Origin of the sequence: Streptomyces parvus (assembly GCF_014648875.1) — a bacterium.
Lineage (GTDB): Bacteria > Actinomycetota > Actinomycetes > Streptomycetales > Streptomycetaceae > Streptomyces > Streptomyces parvus.
This window is the reverse complement of record NZ_BMRY01000001.1, coordinates 955,751-969,617: the sequence shown is the minus strand read 5'-3', so window position 1 is coordinate 969,617 and position 13,867 is coordinate 955,751. Positions and strand designations below refer to the sequence as shown.

General features: G+C 69.6%; 16 protein-coding genes and 1 tRNA gene. 14 read left to right on the top strand and 3 right to left on the bottom strand.

The features are described 5' to 3' along the window. Window positions 1-78 precede the first annotated feature (78 nt). From IE140_RS04305 to IE140_RS04285, 5 genes are all read left to right on the top strand, one after another. Window positions 79-531, top strand: coding sequence for a MaoC family dehydratase N-terminal domain-containing protein (locus IE140_RS04305; protein ID WP_006126861.1), 453 nt, complete (start codon window positions 79-81; stop codon window positions 529-531). Next, window positions 531-959, top strand: a complete 429-nt coding sequence (locus IE140_RS04300; RefSeq protein ID WP_150193370.1) for a MaoC family dehydratase — start codon at window positions 531-533, stop codon at window positions 957-959. The genes IE140_RS04305 and IE140_RS04300 overlap by 1 nt, the downstream gene beginning before the upstream one ends. A 128-nt stretch (window positions 960-1,087) precedes the next feature. Further along, window positions 1,088-1,636 carry a TetR/AcrR family transcriptional regulator gene (locus IE140_RS04295; RefSeq protein WP_093440585.1) on the top strand — a complete coding sequence of 183 codons (549 nt, stop codon included), beginning with the start codon at window positions 1,088-1,090 and terminating at the stop codon, window positions 1,634-1,636. 173 nt (window positions 1,637-1,809) lie between these two features. Further along, window positions 1,810-3,285, top strand: coding sequence for an MFS transporter (locus IE140_RS04290; RefSeq protein ID WP_150193369.1), 1,476 nt, complete (start codon window positions 1,810-1,812; stop codon window positions 3,283-3,285). Between the two features lie 71 nt (window positions 3,286-3,356). After that, window positions 3,357-4,412, top strand: coding sequence for a UDP-N-acetylmuramate dehydrogenase (locus tag IE140_RS04285; protein WP_150193368.1), 1,056 nt, complete (start codon window positions 3,357-3,359; stop codon window positions 4,410-4,412). 24 nt (window positions 4,413-4,436) lie between these two features. Here IE140_RS04285 and IE140_RS04280 read toward each other — a convergent pair whose 3' ends face one another. Then, entirely contained in the window at window positions 4,437-5,072 is a 636-nt protein-coding gene (locus IE140_RS04280) for an NAD(P)-dependent oxidoreductase (RefSeq protein WP_150193367.1), read from the bottom strand. A gap of 98 nt (window positions 5,073-5,170) precedes the next feature. Between IE140_RS04280 and IE140_RS04275 the strand changes: the two genes are divergently transcribed. Beyond that, the gene (locus tag IE140_RS04275; protein ID WP_150193366.1) at window positions 5,171-5,761 is read left to right on the top strand and encodes a TetR/AcrR family transcriptional regulator; all 591 of its coding nucleotides are present in this window, start codon (window positions 5,171-5,173) and stop codon (window positions 5,759-5,761) included. Here the strand turns inward: IE140_RS04275 and IE140_RS04270 are convergent. After that, window positions 5,754-6,767, bottom strand: coding sequence for an adenosine deaminase (locus IE140_RS04270; protein WP_032763976.1), 1,014 nt, complete (start codon window positions 6,765-6,767; stop codon window positions 5,754-5,756). The genes IE140_RS04275 and IE140_RS04270 overlap by 8 nt on opposite strands. Window positions 6,768-6,906: 139 nt before the next feature. After that, window positions 6,907-8,133 carry a pyridoxal phosphate-dependent aminotransferase gene (locus tag IE140_RS04265; protein ID WP_150193365.1) on the bottom strand — a complete coding sequence of 409 codons (1,227 nt, stop codon included), beginning with the start codon at window positions 8,131-8,133 and terminating at the stop codon, window positions 6,907-6,909. 212 nt (window positions 8,134-8,345) lie between these two features. Between IE140_RS04265 and IE140_RS04260 the strand changes: the two genes are divergently transcribed. The 8 genes from IE140_RS04260 to rplL all read left to right on the top strand — a co-directional run bounded on the left by IE140_RS04260 (window position 8,346) and on the right by rplL (window position 13,561). Further along, window positions 8,346-8,418, top strand: a tRNA-Trp gene (locus tag IE140_RS04260). Between the two features lie 106 nt (window positions 8,419-8,524). Continuing rightward, a complete protein-coding gene (secE, locus tag IE140_RS04255; protein WP_010071801.1) occupies window positions 8,525-8,812 on the top strand; it encodes a preprotein translocase subunit SecE in 288 nt (95 codons plus the stop codon). Window positions 8,813-8,886: 74 nt separating this feature from the next. Next, the gene (nusG, locus tag IE140_RS04250; protein WP_150193364.1) at window positions 8,887-9,768 is read left to right on the top strand and encodes a transcription termination/antitermination protein NusG; all 882 of its coding nucleotides are present in this window, start codon (window positions 8,887-8,889) and stop codon (window positions 9,766-9,768) included. Between the two features lie 177 nt (window positions 9,769-9,945). After that, the gene (gene rplK / locus IE140_RS04245; protein WP_006126872.1) at window positions 9,946-10,380 is read left to right on the top strand and encodes a 50S ribosomal protein L11; all 435 of its coding nucleotides are present in this window, start codon (window positions 9,946-9,948) and stop codon (window positions 10,378-10,380) included. A gap of 80 nt (window positions 10,381-10,460) precedes the next feature. Further along, window positions 10,461-11,183, top strand: coding sequence for a 50S ribosomal protein L1 (rplA, locus tag IE140_RS04240; protein WP_006126873.1), 723 nt, complete (start codon window positions 10,461-10,463; stop codon window positions 11,181-11,183). Window positions 11,184-11,356: 173 nt separating this feature from the next. Then, the gene (locus IE140_RS04235) at window positions 11,357-12,262 is read left to right on the top strand and encodes an SCO4651 family lipoprotein (RefSeq protein ID WP_032779342.1); all 906 of its coding nucleotides are present in this window, start codon (window positions 11,357-11,359) and stop codon (window positions 12,260-12,262) included. Window positions 12,263-12,535: 273 nt separating this feature from the next. Further along, window positions 12,536-13,093 carry a 50S ribosomal protein L10 gene (gene rplJ / locus IE140_RS04230; RefSeq protein WP_006126875.1) on the top strand — a complete coding sequence of 186 codons (558 nt, stop codon included), beginning with the start codon at window positions 12,536-12,538 and terminating at the stop codon, window positions 13,091-13,093. Window positions 13,094-13,177: 84 nt separating this feature from the next. Beyond that, window positions 13,178-13,561 carry a 50S ribosomal protein L7/L12 gene (rplL, locus tag IE140_RS04225; RefSeq protein WP_150193363.1) on the top strand — a complete coding sequence of 128 codons (384 nt, stop codon included), beginning with the start codon at window positions 13,178-13,180 and terminating at the stop codon, window positions 13,559-13,561. Window positions 13,562-13,867: the final 306 nt, after the last annotated feature.

Here is a 13,867-nt window from a genome sequence, read left to right as displayed (position 1 = left end):
TGTACGGGGCCGCTCCCCGCACGGGGAGCGTGCCCTCCTTTTCGTCCTTCACCAGGTTTCTCAGGAGGTAGCGAGCTCATGGCGCTCGACCAGTCCTTCGTGGGGCGGACCTATCCGCCCACTCCGGCGTACGAGGTCGGCCGGGAGAAGATCCGCGAGTTCGCCGAGGCTGTGGGTGACACCCATCCGGCGTACGTCGACCAGGAGGCCGCCCGTGCGCTCGGTCACGCCGATGTGATCGCGCCGCCCACGTTCGTCTTCTCGATCACCTACCGGGCCGCCGGGGTGGTGGTGCAGGACCCGCAGCTGGGCCTGGACTACAGCCGCGTGGTCCACGGTGACCAGAAGTTCAGTTACGTGCGTCCGGTGCGGGCGGGGGACCGGCTGACGGTCACGTCGACGATCGAGAGCATCAAGTCCCTGGCGGGCAACGACGTTCTCGACATTCGCGGGGATGTGCACGACGAGGCCGGCGAGCTGGTGGTCACGGCGGTCACGAAGCTGGTGGCGCGCGCCGCCGAGGAGGCGTGATGACGGCGAAGGTCTCTTACGGTTCGGTCGAGGTCGGCACCGAGCTGCCGGCGCAGTCGTTCCCGGTGACGCGGGCCACGCTCGTGCAGTACGCGGGCGCCTCGGGCGACTTCAACCCGATCCACTGGAACGAGAAGTTCGCGCGCGAGGTCGGACTGCCGGACGTGATCGCGCACGGCATGTTCACGATGGCCGAGGCGGTCCGGGTCGTCACGGACTGGGCCGGCGACCCGGGCGCGGTCGTCGACTACGGGGTGCGGTTCACCAAGCCCGTCGTCGTGCCCAATGACGACAAGGGTGCGCTGATCGAGGTCAGCGGCAAGGTCGCGGCGAAGCTGGACGACAACCTGGTCCGGGTGGACCTGGTCGCGATGTGCGACGGCAAGAAGGTGCTGGGGATGTCCCGGGCCGTGGTCCGGCTGGTCTGAGGCTCACCGGCACGGTGGTCGGAGTCGAGGGGCGTTCCTCCCGTGGAGGAGCGCCCCTCGCTCGTGTCCGTTCGCACCGGGCCCTTGCCAAAGAGGTTATTGAGCAATAACTTACTTCCATGGTCAGGATGAGTGCGGAAGAGCGGCGCGAGAGCGTCGTCCGGGCGGCGATCACCGAGTTCGCCCGTGGTGGCTACAACGCGACGTCCACCGAGGTGATCGCCCGGCGGGTCGGTGTCTCGCAGCCGTATCTCTTCCGGCTCTTCCCGAACAAGCAGGCCATCTTCCTCGCCGCCGCCGAGCGCTGCCTGGAGGAGACCCGGCGGGTCTTCGCGGCGGCTTCGGAGGGGCTGGAGGGGGAGGAGGCGCTGAGCGCCATGGCCGAGGCGTACCAGCGGCTGATCGTCGAGGACGGCGAGAAGCTGATGATGCAGATGCAGACGTACGCGGCCGTCGCCGCGGCCGAGGCCTCGGGTGACCGCGCGTTCGGGGAGCCCTTGCGGGCGGTGTGGGAGCGGATGTGGGGCGACGTTCACATCGCGCTCGGCGCCGACGAGAACGAGACGACGTCCTTCCTGGCGTACGGGATGCTCATCAACACGCTGGCCTCGCTCGGCTTTCCGGCCGATCACCGCGTCTGGTCGGGGTTCCACATCTCGTCCAGACCCGCCGAGTGAACCGGGCGTCTCGGACCCGCCGAGTGAACCGGGCGTCCCGGACCCGCCGAGTGAACCGGGCGTCCCGGACCCGCCGAGTGAACCGGGTGTCCCGGGGTTGCCCGGTTTGCTGTCCGTAGAAGTTAGTGGTCAATAACTAATTTGCAGGGGAAGACATGCCAGCAGGGGGAGACATGCACGAACAGCACGGCACGGCAGACCGCGGAGGAGCGGTCTGGGCCCTCGTCATCACCAGCGTCGCCGGATTCATGGCGGCCCTCGACAACCTCGTCGTCACCACCGCCCTCCCTTCCATCCGCGAGAGCCTCGGCGGCGGCCTGGAGGATCTGGAGTGGACGGTGAACGCGTACACCCTGACGTTCGCCGTCCTGCTGATGCTCGGGGCCGCGCTCGGCGACCGGTACGGCAGGCGGCGGCTGTTCATGGCCGGCCTCGCCGTCTTCACGGTCGCCTCCGCCGCGGCGGCCCTCTCTCCGGGCATCGAGGAGCTCATCGCGTTCCGGGCGGTCCAGGGCGTGGGGGCGGCGATCATGATGCCGCTGACGCTCACCCTGATCGGCCACGCCGTGCCGCCCGAGCGGCGAGGGGCGGCCCTCGGCGTCTTCGGCGCGGTGACCGGGGTGGCGGTCGCCAGCGGCCCGCTGATCGGCGGCGCGCTGACCGAGCACATCTCCTGGGAGTGGATCTTCTGGTTGAACGTGCCGATCGGCCTGGTGCTGCTCCCGCTGGCCCGGCTGCGGCTCACGGAGTCGTACGCCCCGAAGGCACCCCTGGACATCCGGGGCACGGTCCTGGTCAGCGCCGGTCTCTTCGGGATCGTCTACGCCCTGGTCAACACCGCGAGCCACGGGTGGACCAGCCCTGCCGTCCTGACCGGGCTGATCGCCGGCACGGCCCTTCTCGGGCTGTTCGTGCGCCACGGACTGCGGGCGGAGAACCCGATGCTGCCGATGCGGCTGTTCCGCGGCCGGGCCTTCCTCGGGATCAACGCCGCGAGCCTGCTCATGTTCCTCGGGATGTTCGGATCGATCTTCCTGCTCAGCCAGTTCCTCCAGAACGGCCTCGGCCACTCGCCCACCGAGGCCGGACTGCGGATGCTGCCCTGGACCGGGATGCCGATCCTCGTGGCGCCCCTGGCCGGATATCTCTCCGACCGCTTCGGGGGCCGTCCGGTCGTGGTGACCGGGCTCACGCTCCAGGCCGTCGGGCTCGCCCTGTTCGCCCTGATCATCGACCCCGGGGTCAGCTACCTCGCCCAGCTCCCCGCCCTGATCATCGGAGGCGTCGGCATGGCGATGTACTTCGCGCCCGCCGCGAGCCTGGTGCTCTCCAGCGTCCGGCCCGCCGAGCAAGGCATCGCCTCCGGCACCAACAACGCGCTGCGGGAGGTCGGCGGGGCGCTCGGCGTCTCCGTCCTCGCCGCCGTCTTCGCCGCGCGGGGCGGCTACGGCTCACCCCGGCTGTTCGTGGACGGGACGATGCCCGCCCTCTGGATCGGGGCCGGTGCGGTCGCCCTGGGCGCGCTCGTCGCGCTCCTGATCCCGGGCCGCCGCAGCGGCGGCCACCCCACGCCGGAACCCGCCGCACCCGGCCCGGTGGAGCCGGAGCAGGGCAAGCCGGGTCAGGAGTCGCGGCCGGTGGCCGTCTGAGCCGCCCGACTCCGGCGTACGGTCCGCGGCCCCGCACGAGCGGCGGGGCCGCGGACCGTACTCTTGTCCCCGTGCAGGAACTTCACGACGCCCCTCTCGCCCCCCTGACCACCTTCCGGCTCGGCGGCCCCGCCGCCCGGCTGCTGACCGCCATGACCGACGCCGAGGTGATCGCCGCCGTCCGAGAGGCCGACGCGAGCGGCACCCCGCTGCTGGTCATCGGCGGCGGCTCCAACCTGGTCATCGGGGACAAGGGCTTCGACGGCACCGCGCTGCGCATCGCCACGAAGGGCTTCGAGCTCTCGGGGACGTCGCTGGAGCTGGCGGCCGGAGAGGTGTGGACCGACGCCGTCGCCCGGACCGTCGAGGCGGGCCTCGCGGGCATCGAGTGCCTGGCGGGCATCCCCGGATCCGCGGGCGCGACACCCATTCAGAACGTCGGTGCGTACGGACAGGAGGTGTCCTCCACCATCACGGAGGTCGTCGCCTACGACCGGCGCACCCGGGAGACCGTGACCATTCCGAACACGGAGTGCGCGTTCTCGTACCGGCACAGCCGCTTCAAGGCCGAACCCGACCGGTTCGTGGTGCTGCGTGTCCGATTCGAGCTGGAAGAGGCGAACGGGCTCTCCGCGCCCCTCAAGTACCCCGAAACGGCCAGGGCCATGGGCGTCGAGCAGGGTGACCGCGTCCCGCTGTCCGCCGCCCGCGAGACCGTGCTGGGGCTGCGCGCGGGCAAGGGCATGGTGCTGGACCCGGAGGACCACGACACCTGGTCGGCGGGGTCCTTCTTCACCAACCCGATCCTCGACCCGGCCGCCTTCCAGGACTTCCTCGGCCGGGTCCACGACCGCCTCGGGCCGGACGTGACGCCCCCTGCGTTCCCCGCCGAGGACGGCCGCACCAAGACCTCGGCGGCCTGGCTGATCGACCGCGCCGGATTCACCAAGGGCTACGGCAGCGGCCCCGCCCGGATCTCCACCAAGCACACCCTCGCCCTCACCAACCGGGGCGCGGCCACCACCGAGGACCTCCTCGCCCTGGCCCGCGAGGTCGTCGCCGGGGTGCACGCGGCCTTCGGCGTCACCCTGGTCAACGAGCCGGTGACGGTGGGCGTCAGCCTGTAGACGGCGTACGCGGGGCGTGCGCGCTCAGTACGCGATGCCCACGCCCTGCTTCACGGCCGCCGGGTCGTCGATCAGCGCGAGCATCGCGTGCGCCACGTCGGCCCGGGAGACGGTCCGGCTGCTGCGCGGCGTGCCGCCCACGACCTTCCGGTAGACACCCGTACGCGGCCCGTCCGTCAGCCTCGGCGGGCGCACCGCGGTCCAGTCCGTCGCGCTGTCGGCCAGCACCGCCTCCATCCGGGCGAGATCGGCGTACAGCTCCGCCAGGACCGCCCCGATCGCCCGGCGCATGAGCCGGTCCACCAGCGGATCGTCCGCCGGCTCCGGCCCGACCGGCACCGCGCTCACCACCAGCAGCCGCCGGGCGCCCTCCGCTTCCATCGCCGACACGATTCGGCCGGTCAGCCGCTCGGCGACCCCGTTCGCCTTCCGGCCGCGCGAGCCCAGCCCCGAGAGCACCGCGTCCCGCCCCGCGACGGCCGCCCGCACCGCCGCCTCGTCGTCCAGCCGGACGACACCGTGCGGCCCCGCGCCCTCCAGCGGCCCCGGAAGCCGGTCCGGGTCCCGGACCACCGCCGTCACCTCGTGACCCGCCGCGAGCGCCTGGCCCACGATCTCCTGACCGACGCCGCCGGTCGCCCCGAACACGGTGATCCTGATGATGCGCCCCCTGGTGGGTGAGTGTTCACTAACCTCTAGGGTGGGTGATCTCCCGCCCGGCCGTCAAGATGCCCGGGTCACGGCCTGTTGGAGCGCCCATGGACCAGAAGCCCGCCCGCGTCCGGATCGTCGACGCGGCGCACGAGCTGATGCTCTCCATCGGCCTCGCCCGGACCACCACCAAGGAAATCGCCAGGGCGGCCGGCTGCTCGGAGGCGGCGCTGTACAAGTACTTCTCCGGCAAGGAGGACCTGTTCGTCACCGTCCTCGCGGAGCGGCTGCCCAGGCTCGGCGGCCTCCTCGCCGAACTGACCGCCGGAGAGGGCACCGTCGAGGGCAACCTCACCGAGATCGCCCGACAGGCCGCCCTGTTCTACGAGCAGACCTTCCCCATGGCCGCGTCCCTGTACGCCGAACCCCAGCTCAAGCGCCGCCACGAACAGGGCGTGGGAGGGCTGGAAGCCGGGCCACACCTGCCGATCCAGCAGCTCGACGCCTATCTGCGCGCCGAACAGGGCGCGGGCCGCCTCCGGGCCGACGCGGACACCTACGCCGCCGCCTCACTGCTGCTGGGCGCCTGCGCCCAGCGGGCCTTCGCCTACGCGGCGCTCCCCGGCGGCCGACCCCCGCAGTCCCTGGACGACTTCGCCGCCTCCCTCGCCCGTACGCTCCTGGGCGGGATCAGCTAGCCAGCCAGTCGTCGATCCCGGACAGCAGCTTCTCCCGTACGTCCACGGGGGCCGCCGATCCGCGCACCGACTGGCGGGCCAGCTCGGCCAGCTCCTCGTCGGTGAAGCCGTGGTGGCGGCGCACCAGGTCGTACTGGGCGGCCAGCCGCGAACCGAACAGCAGCGGATCGTCCGCTCCCAGCGCCATCGGCACGCCCGCGTCGAACAGGGTGCGCAGGGGGACATCGGCGGGCTTCTCGTAGACGCCGAGCGCCACGTTGGACGACGGGCACACCTCGCAGGTGATCTGCCGCTCGGCGAGCCTGCGCAGCAGCCGGGGATCCTCGGCCGCCCGGACGCCGTGGCCGATCCGCGAGGCGTCCAGGTCGTCGAGGCAGTCGCGCACGCTGGCGGGCCCCGACAGCTCCCCGCCGTGCGGAGCCGCCAGCAGACCGCCGTCCCGGGCGATGGCGAAGGCCCGGTCGAAGTCGCGGGCCATCCCGCGCCGCTCGTCGTTGGAGAGCCCGAAGCCGACGACGCCCCGGTCCGCGTACCGCACGGCGAGCCGCGCCAGCGTGCGGGCGTCCAGCGGATGCTTCATCCGGTTCGCGGCGATCACCACGCGCATGTCCAGGCCGGTGTCCCGGGAGGCGCTGTCCACGGCGTCCAGGATGATCTCGATGGCCGGGATCAGCCCGCCGAGAAGCGGGGCGTACGAGGTGGGGTCGACCTGGATCTCCAGCCAGCCGGAGCCGTCCGCGACGTCCTCCTGGGCGCTCTCCAGCACCAGGCGCTGGATGTCCTCGGGGGACCGCAGGCAGGACCGGGCGATGTCGTAGAGCCGCTGGAAACGGAACCAGCCGCGCTCGTCGGTCGCCCGCAGTTTCGGTGGCTCCCCGCCGGTCAGGGCGTCGGGGAGATGGACCCCGTACTTGTCGGCGAGTTCGAGCAGGGTGGTGGGCCGCATCGACCCGGTGAAGTGCAGGTGCAGGTGGGCCTTGGGCAACAGACGTACATCACGCTCCATTGGAAGATCCTGCCGCACGGGCGGGCCGGAGCGGTAGCCGCTTTCCCCTTCCGGGGGCTGCTCGAACAAAAAAGTGCCCCCGGCCGGAAGGGGTTCCGGCGGCCGGGGGCGCTTCTCGTCAGCGGTCGGCGCGGGCCTCTCAGGCCTTGGCCTCGCCCAGCAGCTTCTGGATCCGCGAGACGCCCTCGATCAGGTCGTTGTCGCCCAGCGCGTAGGAAAGGCGCAGGTAGCCGGGGGTGCCGAAGGCCTCTCCGGGTACGACGGCGACCTCCGCCTCGTCCAGGATCAGGGCGGCCAGCTCGACCGTGGTGGCCGGGCGCTTGCCGCGGATCTCCTTGCCGAGCAGGTCCTTCACCGCCGGGTAGGCGTAGAACGCGCCCTCGGGCTCCGGGCAGAACACGCCGTCGATCTCGTTGAGCATCCGCACGATGAGGTTGCGGCGGCGGTCGAAGGCGGTGCGCATCTCGGCGACGGCGTCCAGCGGGCCGGAGACGGCCGCGAGCGCGGCGACCTGGGCGACGTTGGAGACGTTGGAGGTGGCGTGCGACTGGAGGTTGGTCGCGGCCGTGACGACGTCCTTGGGGCCGATGATCCACCCCACCCGCCAGCCGGTCATCGCGTACGTCTTGGCGACGCCGTTGACGACGATGCACTTGTCGCGCAGCTCGGGGACGATCGCCGGGAGCGAGGTGAACGTCGCGTCGCCGTAGACGAGGTGCTCGTAGATCTCGTCGGTCAGGACCCACAGGCCGTGCTCGACGGCCCAGCGGCCGATCGCCTCGGCGTCGGCCTCGCTGTAGACCGCGCCGGTCGGGTTGGACGGCGAGACGAACAGGACGACCTTGGTCTTCTCGGTGCGCGCGGCCTCCAGCTGCTCGACGGAGACCCGGTAGCCGGTGGTCTCGTCGGCGACGACCTCGACCGGGACACCGCCGGCGAGCCGGATCGACTCGGGGTAGGTGGTCCAGTACGGGGCGGGGACGATGACCTCGTCGCCCGGGTCGAGGATCGCGGCGAAGGCCTCGTAGATGGCCTGCTTGCCGCCGTTGGTCACCAGGATCTGGCTGGCGTCGACCTCGTAGCCGGAGTCGCGGAGGGTCTTCTCCGCGATGGCGGCCTTGAGCTCGGGCAGCCCGCCTGCGGGGGTGTAGCGGTGGTACTTCGGGTTGCGGCAGGCCTCGACAGCGGCGTCGACGATGTAGTCGGGCGTCGGGAAGTCGGGTTCGCCGGCGCCGAAGCCGATCACCGGACGCCCGGCGGCCTTGAGGGCCTTGGCCTTGGCGTCGACGGCGAGGGTCGCGGACTCGGAGATCGCGCCGATGCGGGCGGAAACCCGGCGCTCGGACGGTGAAGTTGCAGCGCTCATGGCCCCATGTTTGCAGACCGCGAAAGCCGTCGGCGCAGCGGTTTCATGGACCGGACAGGACCCGGACAGCATCCGGACAGGACCGGTCGGTAGTTGTCTGTTCGACGCAGCGGCCCTGAGCACGTACACTCACCTGTCGTTGGCCTTCACCAGCCACACCGTTTCCGCACCCGGTCACCGGGGAAGATGCGGTAGGTTGGTGGAAACCACCAAGGGTCGTAGCTCAATTGGTAGAGCACTGGTCTCCAAAACCAGCGGTTGGGGGTTCAAGTCCCTCCGGCCCTGCTACACACTCCTTCGCCAGGATGTGTGCGCATGTACGTACTTCATTGCACAGCCGTGCGGCTCCACCGGGCGCGGCACGGCCACGACCCGGAATCAGGTGAGTAGCGTGACGGACGCCGTGGGCTCCATCGACATGCCTGATGCCGATGATGAAGCTCCCGAGTCGAAGAAGAAGACTCGGAAGGGCGGCAAGCGCGGCAAGAAGGGCCCTCTGGGTCGGCTCGCGCTGTTCTACCGCCAGATCGTCGCAGAACTCCGTAAGGTTGTCTGGCCGACGCGTAGCCAGCTCACGACGTACACCTCCGTGGTGATCGTGTTCGTCGTCGTCATGATCGGTCTTGTTACCGTTCTCGACATGGGCTTCGCCCGGGTCGTCAAGTACGTCTTCGGCTGATCACGCGGAAGGCGTCGGACCCCGGCGCCCCTTTCGCACGTTCCACCCTTTGTATCCAGGAAGAAGCAGCCATCGTGTCTGACCCGAACCTGAACGACGCCGTCGAGCCCGAGGCCGGCGCCTCAGAGTCCGCCAAGGACGAGCTCGACATCGTTGAGGCTGCTGACTCCGTGGACCCGGACCAGGCCGAGGCCGCCGATCTCGCCGCGGGCGAGCCCGCCGAGCAGGCCGCTGTGAACGTCGAGTCCGACGAGTCCGCCGAGGGCGAGGACGCGGCAGCCGCCGAGTCCGTCGAGGAAGAGGCCGCCGAGGTCACCGACGAGGAGGAGGCCGCTCCCGTCGACCCCATCGCCGCCCTGCGCGACGAGCTCCGCACCCTCCCCGGCGAGTGGTACGTCATCCACACGTACGCCGGTTACGAGAAGCGCGTGAAGGCCAACCTGGAGCAGCGCGCCGTCTCGCTGAACGTGGAGGAGTTCATCTATCAGGCCGAGGTGCCTGAAGAGGAAATCGTCCAGATCAAGAACGGCGAGCGCAAGAACGTCCGGCAGAACAAGCTCCCCGGCTACGTGCTGGTGCGCATGGACCTGACGAACGAGTCCTGGGGCGTCGTGCGGAACACGCCGGGCGTCACCGGCTTCGTGGGCAACGCCTACGACCCGTACCCGCTGACCCTGGACGAGATCGTCAAGATGCTCGCCCCGGAGGCCGAGGAGAAGGCCGCCCGCGAGGCCGCCGAGGCCGAGGGCAAGCCGGCTCCGGCCCGCAAGGTCGAGGTCCAGGTGCTGGACTTCGAGGTCGGCGACTCGGTCACCGTCACCGACGGCCCGTTCGCCACGCTGCAGGCCACGATCAACGAGATCAACGCCGACTCGAAGAAGGTCAAGGGCCTCGTCGAGATCTTCGGCCGCGAGACCCCGGTCGAGCTGAGCTTCGACCAGATCCAGAAGAACTAGGCGCTTCCCGCCGGTTTCTGGACACATGCCTACCCAGCAGGTCAGAGGGGCTTCGCAGCCGCTCTGACCTGCTGGGTTTTTGGTCGCACAGCTATACCCGTTATCGTTGTGCGGTATGCCTCCATCCGGATGACCGGATTGGCGGCGAAACACTCTCACTAGGACCCGGAGAGAGCAATGCCTCCCAAGAAGAAGAAGGTCACGGGGCTTATCAAGCTCCAGATCAACGCCGGTGCGGCGAACCCGGCCCCGCCGGTCGGCCCCGCGCTCGGTCAGCACGGCGTCAACATCATGGAGTTCTGCAAGGCCTACAACGCCGCGACCGAGTCGCAGCGTGGCATGGTCGTGCCGGTGGAGATCACGGTCTACGAAGACCGCTCCTTCACCTTCGTCACGAAGACTCCGCCGGCCGCCAAGCTGATCCTCAAGGCCGCGGGTGTGGAGAAGGGCTCCGGCGAGCCGCACAAGACCAAGGTCGCCAAGCTGACGGCTGCCCAGGTCCGCGAGATCGCCACGACGAAGCTCCCCGACCTGAACGCCAATGACCTCGACGCCGCGTCGAAGATCATCGCCGGCACCGCCCGTTCCATGGGCATCACGGTCGAAGGCTGAGTCAGCCCCGTAACCCCCAGTGGTAGGGCCAAGCGCTGGTCCGCACCACGACTCCACACTCTGAAACCACAGGAGCAGAAGTGAAGCGCAGCAAGAACCTCCGCGCTGCGGACGCCAAGATCGACCGGGAGCGTCTGTACGCCCCCCTCGAGGCCGTCCGTCTCGCCAAGGACACCGCCACCACGAAGTTCGACGGCACCGTCGAGGTCGCCTTCCGCCTGGGTGTTGACCCGCGCAAGGCCGACCAGATGGTCCGCGGCACCGTGAACCTCCCGCACGGCACCGGCAAGACCGCCCGGGTCCTGGTCTTCGCGACCGGTGACCGTGCTGCGGCCGCGGAAGCCGCCGGAGCCGACATCGTCGGCGCCGACGAGCTGATCGACGAGGTGGCCAAGGGTCGTCTGGACTTCGACGCCGTCGTCGCCACCCCGGACCTCATGGGCAAGGTCGGCCGCCTGGGCCGCGTGCTCGGTCCGCGTGGTCTGATGCCGAACCCGAAGACCGGCACCGTCACCCCCGATGTCGTCAAGGCTGTCAACGACATCAAGGGCGGAAAGATCGAGTTCCGCGTCGACAAGCACTCCAACCTGCACTTCATCATCGGCAAGGTCTCGTTCGACGAGACCAAGCTGGTGGAGAACTACGCAGCGGCGCTGGAGGAAGTCCTCCGTCTGAAGCCGTCCGCCGCCAAGGGCCGCTACATCAAGAAGGCCGCTCTGACGACCACGATGGGCCCCGGCATCCCGCTGGACGCCAACCGCACCCGCAACCTCCTCGTCGAGGAGGACCCGGCCGCCGTCTGAGCCCTCGTGCTCACCCGGTAGCCGCGTCGTACGCGTGCACTGTGTGAACGGGCCCCGCAACCTTTCGAGGTGCGGGGCCCGTCCTCGTATCCGTAAGGCCCCACGCCTGTCAGTGCCCTGTGCCACTGTGGGCTGCTGGGGACGACGGACGATACGAGGGGTGGACCGACACCATGAGGACGAGCACGGCACGACGCATGGGTACGGCTGTCGCCGCCGCGGCGGCACTGACGTCGATGGCGGCCTGCAGTGGCTCCGACAGCGCCGGCGGCTCCGGGAAGGGCAAGGCGGACGCCGTCGCCAAGGCGAGCCCCGTGGCCGCGCTGAAGCAGGTGCAGCAGAAGACCGGCGGCGCCCAGTCCGCGAAGGTCGAGGGCACCACCGAGATGGGCAGCACGATGTCCATGAAGCAGTCCGGGGTCATCGGCTGGGCCGACGGTCTCTCGGGCGCGATCACCGTCACGTACACGGGCGGCACCATGGGCGAGGCCCTCAAGAAGGCCGGCGGCGACGGATCGGTCGAGGCGCGCTACTTCAAGGACGAGTACTACGCCAACGCGGGCGCCGGCATGGCGGCCAACACCGGCGGCAAGAACTGGATCCGCTATTCCTACAAGGACCTCGCCGAACTGGGCGGGGCCTCCGGCGACGTCATGCAGGACCAGATCCAGAACAGCACGCCCGAGGAGGGTGTGAAGGCGCTTCTGGCCTCCGGCGACGTCAAGAAGGTCGGCCAGGAGGACGTCCGCGGGGTCTCCGCGACGCACTACTCCGGCACGGTCGACGTGGCCGAGCTGACCGCGAAGAACAGCAGCCTGGACGCGAAGCAGCTGGCTGCCTTCAAGGAGCAGCTTGCGCTGGCCGGGGTGACCACCCAGACCGTCGACATCTGGGTCGACGAGAACGACCTGCTGGTGAAGAAGACCGAGCGCGCCGAGATGAAGACCGGCACGCTCAACTCGACGCTCTTCTACAGCGACTACGGCACCGAGGTCCCCTCGGAGAAGCCGGAGGCCTCGGACACCGTGGACTTCAAGGAGCTGCTGAAGCAGGGCGCTACCCCGGGTGGCGCCTCCTGACACCTGTTCCACGGGACGAACAGGGACGGATTTGCCCGTCGCCCGTCCGGTCGCGTACTCTCACCAGGAAGCCAAAGACCGCTGGTCGTCGCTGTGTCTCGAAAGAGGACGGTGACCGAAGGTTCCGCTAGATCGGACGACCTGCGCAGGTGACTGTGGAATCGCTCCCGGACTCTGTTCGGTCGAGCTGCGCCCTGGCACTTGTGCTGGGGCGTTTCGTCTTTCCCGGCCCCTTCTGAGCGGTCCTCATCACCCGGAAGGAGGCCGACGCTCATGGCAAGGCCCGACAAGGCTGCCGCGGTAGCCGAGCTGACGGACCAGTTCCGCAGCTCGAACGCCGCCGTGCTGACCGAGTACCGGGGTCTCACCGTGGCACAGCTCAAGGAGCTGCGCCGTTCGCTCGGTGAGAACGCCCAGTACGCCGTGGTGAAGAACACGCTGACCAAGATTGCGGCCAACGAGGCCGGGATCGACGCGCTGGACGACCTGTTCTCGGGTCCGACGGCGGTTGCCTTCGTCACCGGTGACCCGGTGGAGTCGGCGAAGGGTCTTCGTGACTTCGCCAAGGACAACCCCAACCTCATCATCAAGGGCGGTGTCCTTGACGGTAAGGCGCTGTCCGCCGATGAGATCAAGAAGCTCGCGGACCTCGAGTCCCGCGAGGTTCTGCTCTCCAAGCTGGCCGGTGCTTTCAAGGGCAAGCAGACGCAGGCGGCGCAGGTCTTCCAGGCCCTGCCCTCCAAGTTCGTCCGCACCGCGGAAGCTCTTCGCGCCAAGAAGGAAGAGCAGGGCGGTGCCGGTACTCCGGCTCCCGCCGAGGCCGCCGAGTAATCACGCTCAGCGGTCCAGCGGGCTCCACGTACGCCCGCCGACATATACATCCGGCACCTGCCGAATAGTGGAAGGACGCCTGTCATGGCGAAGCTGTCCCAGGACGACCTGCTCGCGCAGTTCGAAGAGATGACCCTCATCGAGCTCTCCGAGTTCGTGAAGGCCTTCGAGGAGAAGTTCGACGTCACCGCCGCTGCGGCCGTCGCCGTCGCCGGTCCGGCCGGCCCGGGCGCCGCTGCCGAGGCCGTCGAGGAGAAGGACGAGTTCGACGTCATCCTCACCGGCGCCGGCGAGAAGAAGATCCAGGTCATCAAGGTCGTGCGTGAGCTGACCTCGCTGGGTCTGAAGGAGGCCAAGGACCTCGTCGACGGCACCCCGAAGCCGGTCCTCGAGAAGGTCGCCAAGGAGGCCGCGGACAAGGCTGCCGAGTCCCTCAAGGCCGCCGGCGCTTCCGTCGAGGTCAAGTAACACCTCGGGAGTCCTCGGGACTCCCTGGGCACGTCAGGTGCCCGCGCCAAGGGCGATCACCCATCCGGGTGGTCGCCCTTCGGCGTGCCCGGGGCGGGTGCCTTGCTCTTCCGCCGACGACGAGTAGGGTGATCTTCGCCGTGCGCCTCCCGCAGACCCCTCCGGGGCGTCCCGCGGGGTTCCCGGGGGTGGCCGGTGAAGGCTCCTGGCGGGTCCGATCGGACCGGCGGGCCTTGACGAACCGGACGCGGCGCGCAATTCTCAGGACGCGTCATCACTTCGATCCGTATCCGAGGCATGGATCGA

What these genes read in the sequence shown, in the direction of transcription:
- rplJ (WP_006126875.1), top strand. Translation starts at nt 12,536, where the DNA reads ATGGCAAGGCCCGACAAGGCTGCCGCGGTAGCCGAGCTGACGGACCAG.
- rplL (WP_150193363.1), top strand. Translation starts at nt 13,178, where the DNA reads ATGGCGAAGCTGTCCCAGGACGACCTGCTCGCGCAGTTCGAAGAGATG.
- rplK (WP_006126872.1), top strand. Translation starts at nt 9,946, where the DNA reads ATGCCTCCCAAGAAGAAGAAGGTCACGGGGCTTATCAAGCTCCAGATC.
- IE140_RS04270 (WP_032763976.1), bottom strand. Translation starts at nt 6,767, where the DNA reads ATGGAGCGTGATGTACGTCTGTTGCCCAAGGCCCACCTGCACCTGCAC.
- IE140_RS04300 (WP_150193370.1), top strand. Translation starts at nt 531, where the DNA reads ATGACGGCGAAGGTCTCTTACGGTTCGGTCGAGGTCGGCACCGAGCTG.
- IE140_RS04295 (WP_093440585.1), top strand. Translation starts at nt 1,088, where the DNA reads ATGAGTGCGGAAGAGCGGCGCGAGAGCGTCGTCCGGGCGGCGATCACC.
- IE140_RS04235 (WP_032779342.1), top strand. Translation starts at nt 11,357, where the DNA reads ATGAGGACGAGCACGGCACGACGCATGGGTACGGCTGTCGCCGCCGCG.
- IE140_RS04275 (WP_150193366.1), top strand. Translation starts at nt 5,171, where the DNA reads ATGGACCAGAAGCCCGCCCGCGTCCGGATCGTCGACGCGGCGCACGAG.
- IE140_RS04265 (WP_150193365.1), bottom strand. Translation starts at nt 8,133, where the DNA reads ATGAGCGCTGCAACTTCACCGTCCGAGCGCCGGGTTTCCGCCCGCATC.
- IE140_RS04305 (WP_006126861.1), top strand. Translation starts at nt 79, where the DNA reads ATGGCGCTCGACCAGTCCTTCGTGGGGCGGACCTATCCGCCCACTCCG.
- IE140_RS04290 (WP_150193369.1), top strand. Translation starts at nt 1,810, where the DNA reads ATGCACGAACAGCACGGCACGGCAGACCGCGGAGGAGCGGTCTGGGCC.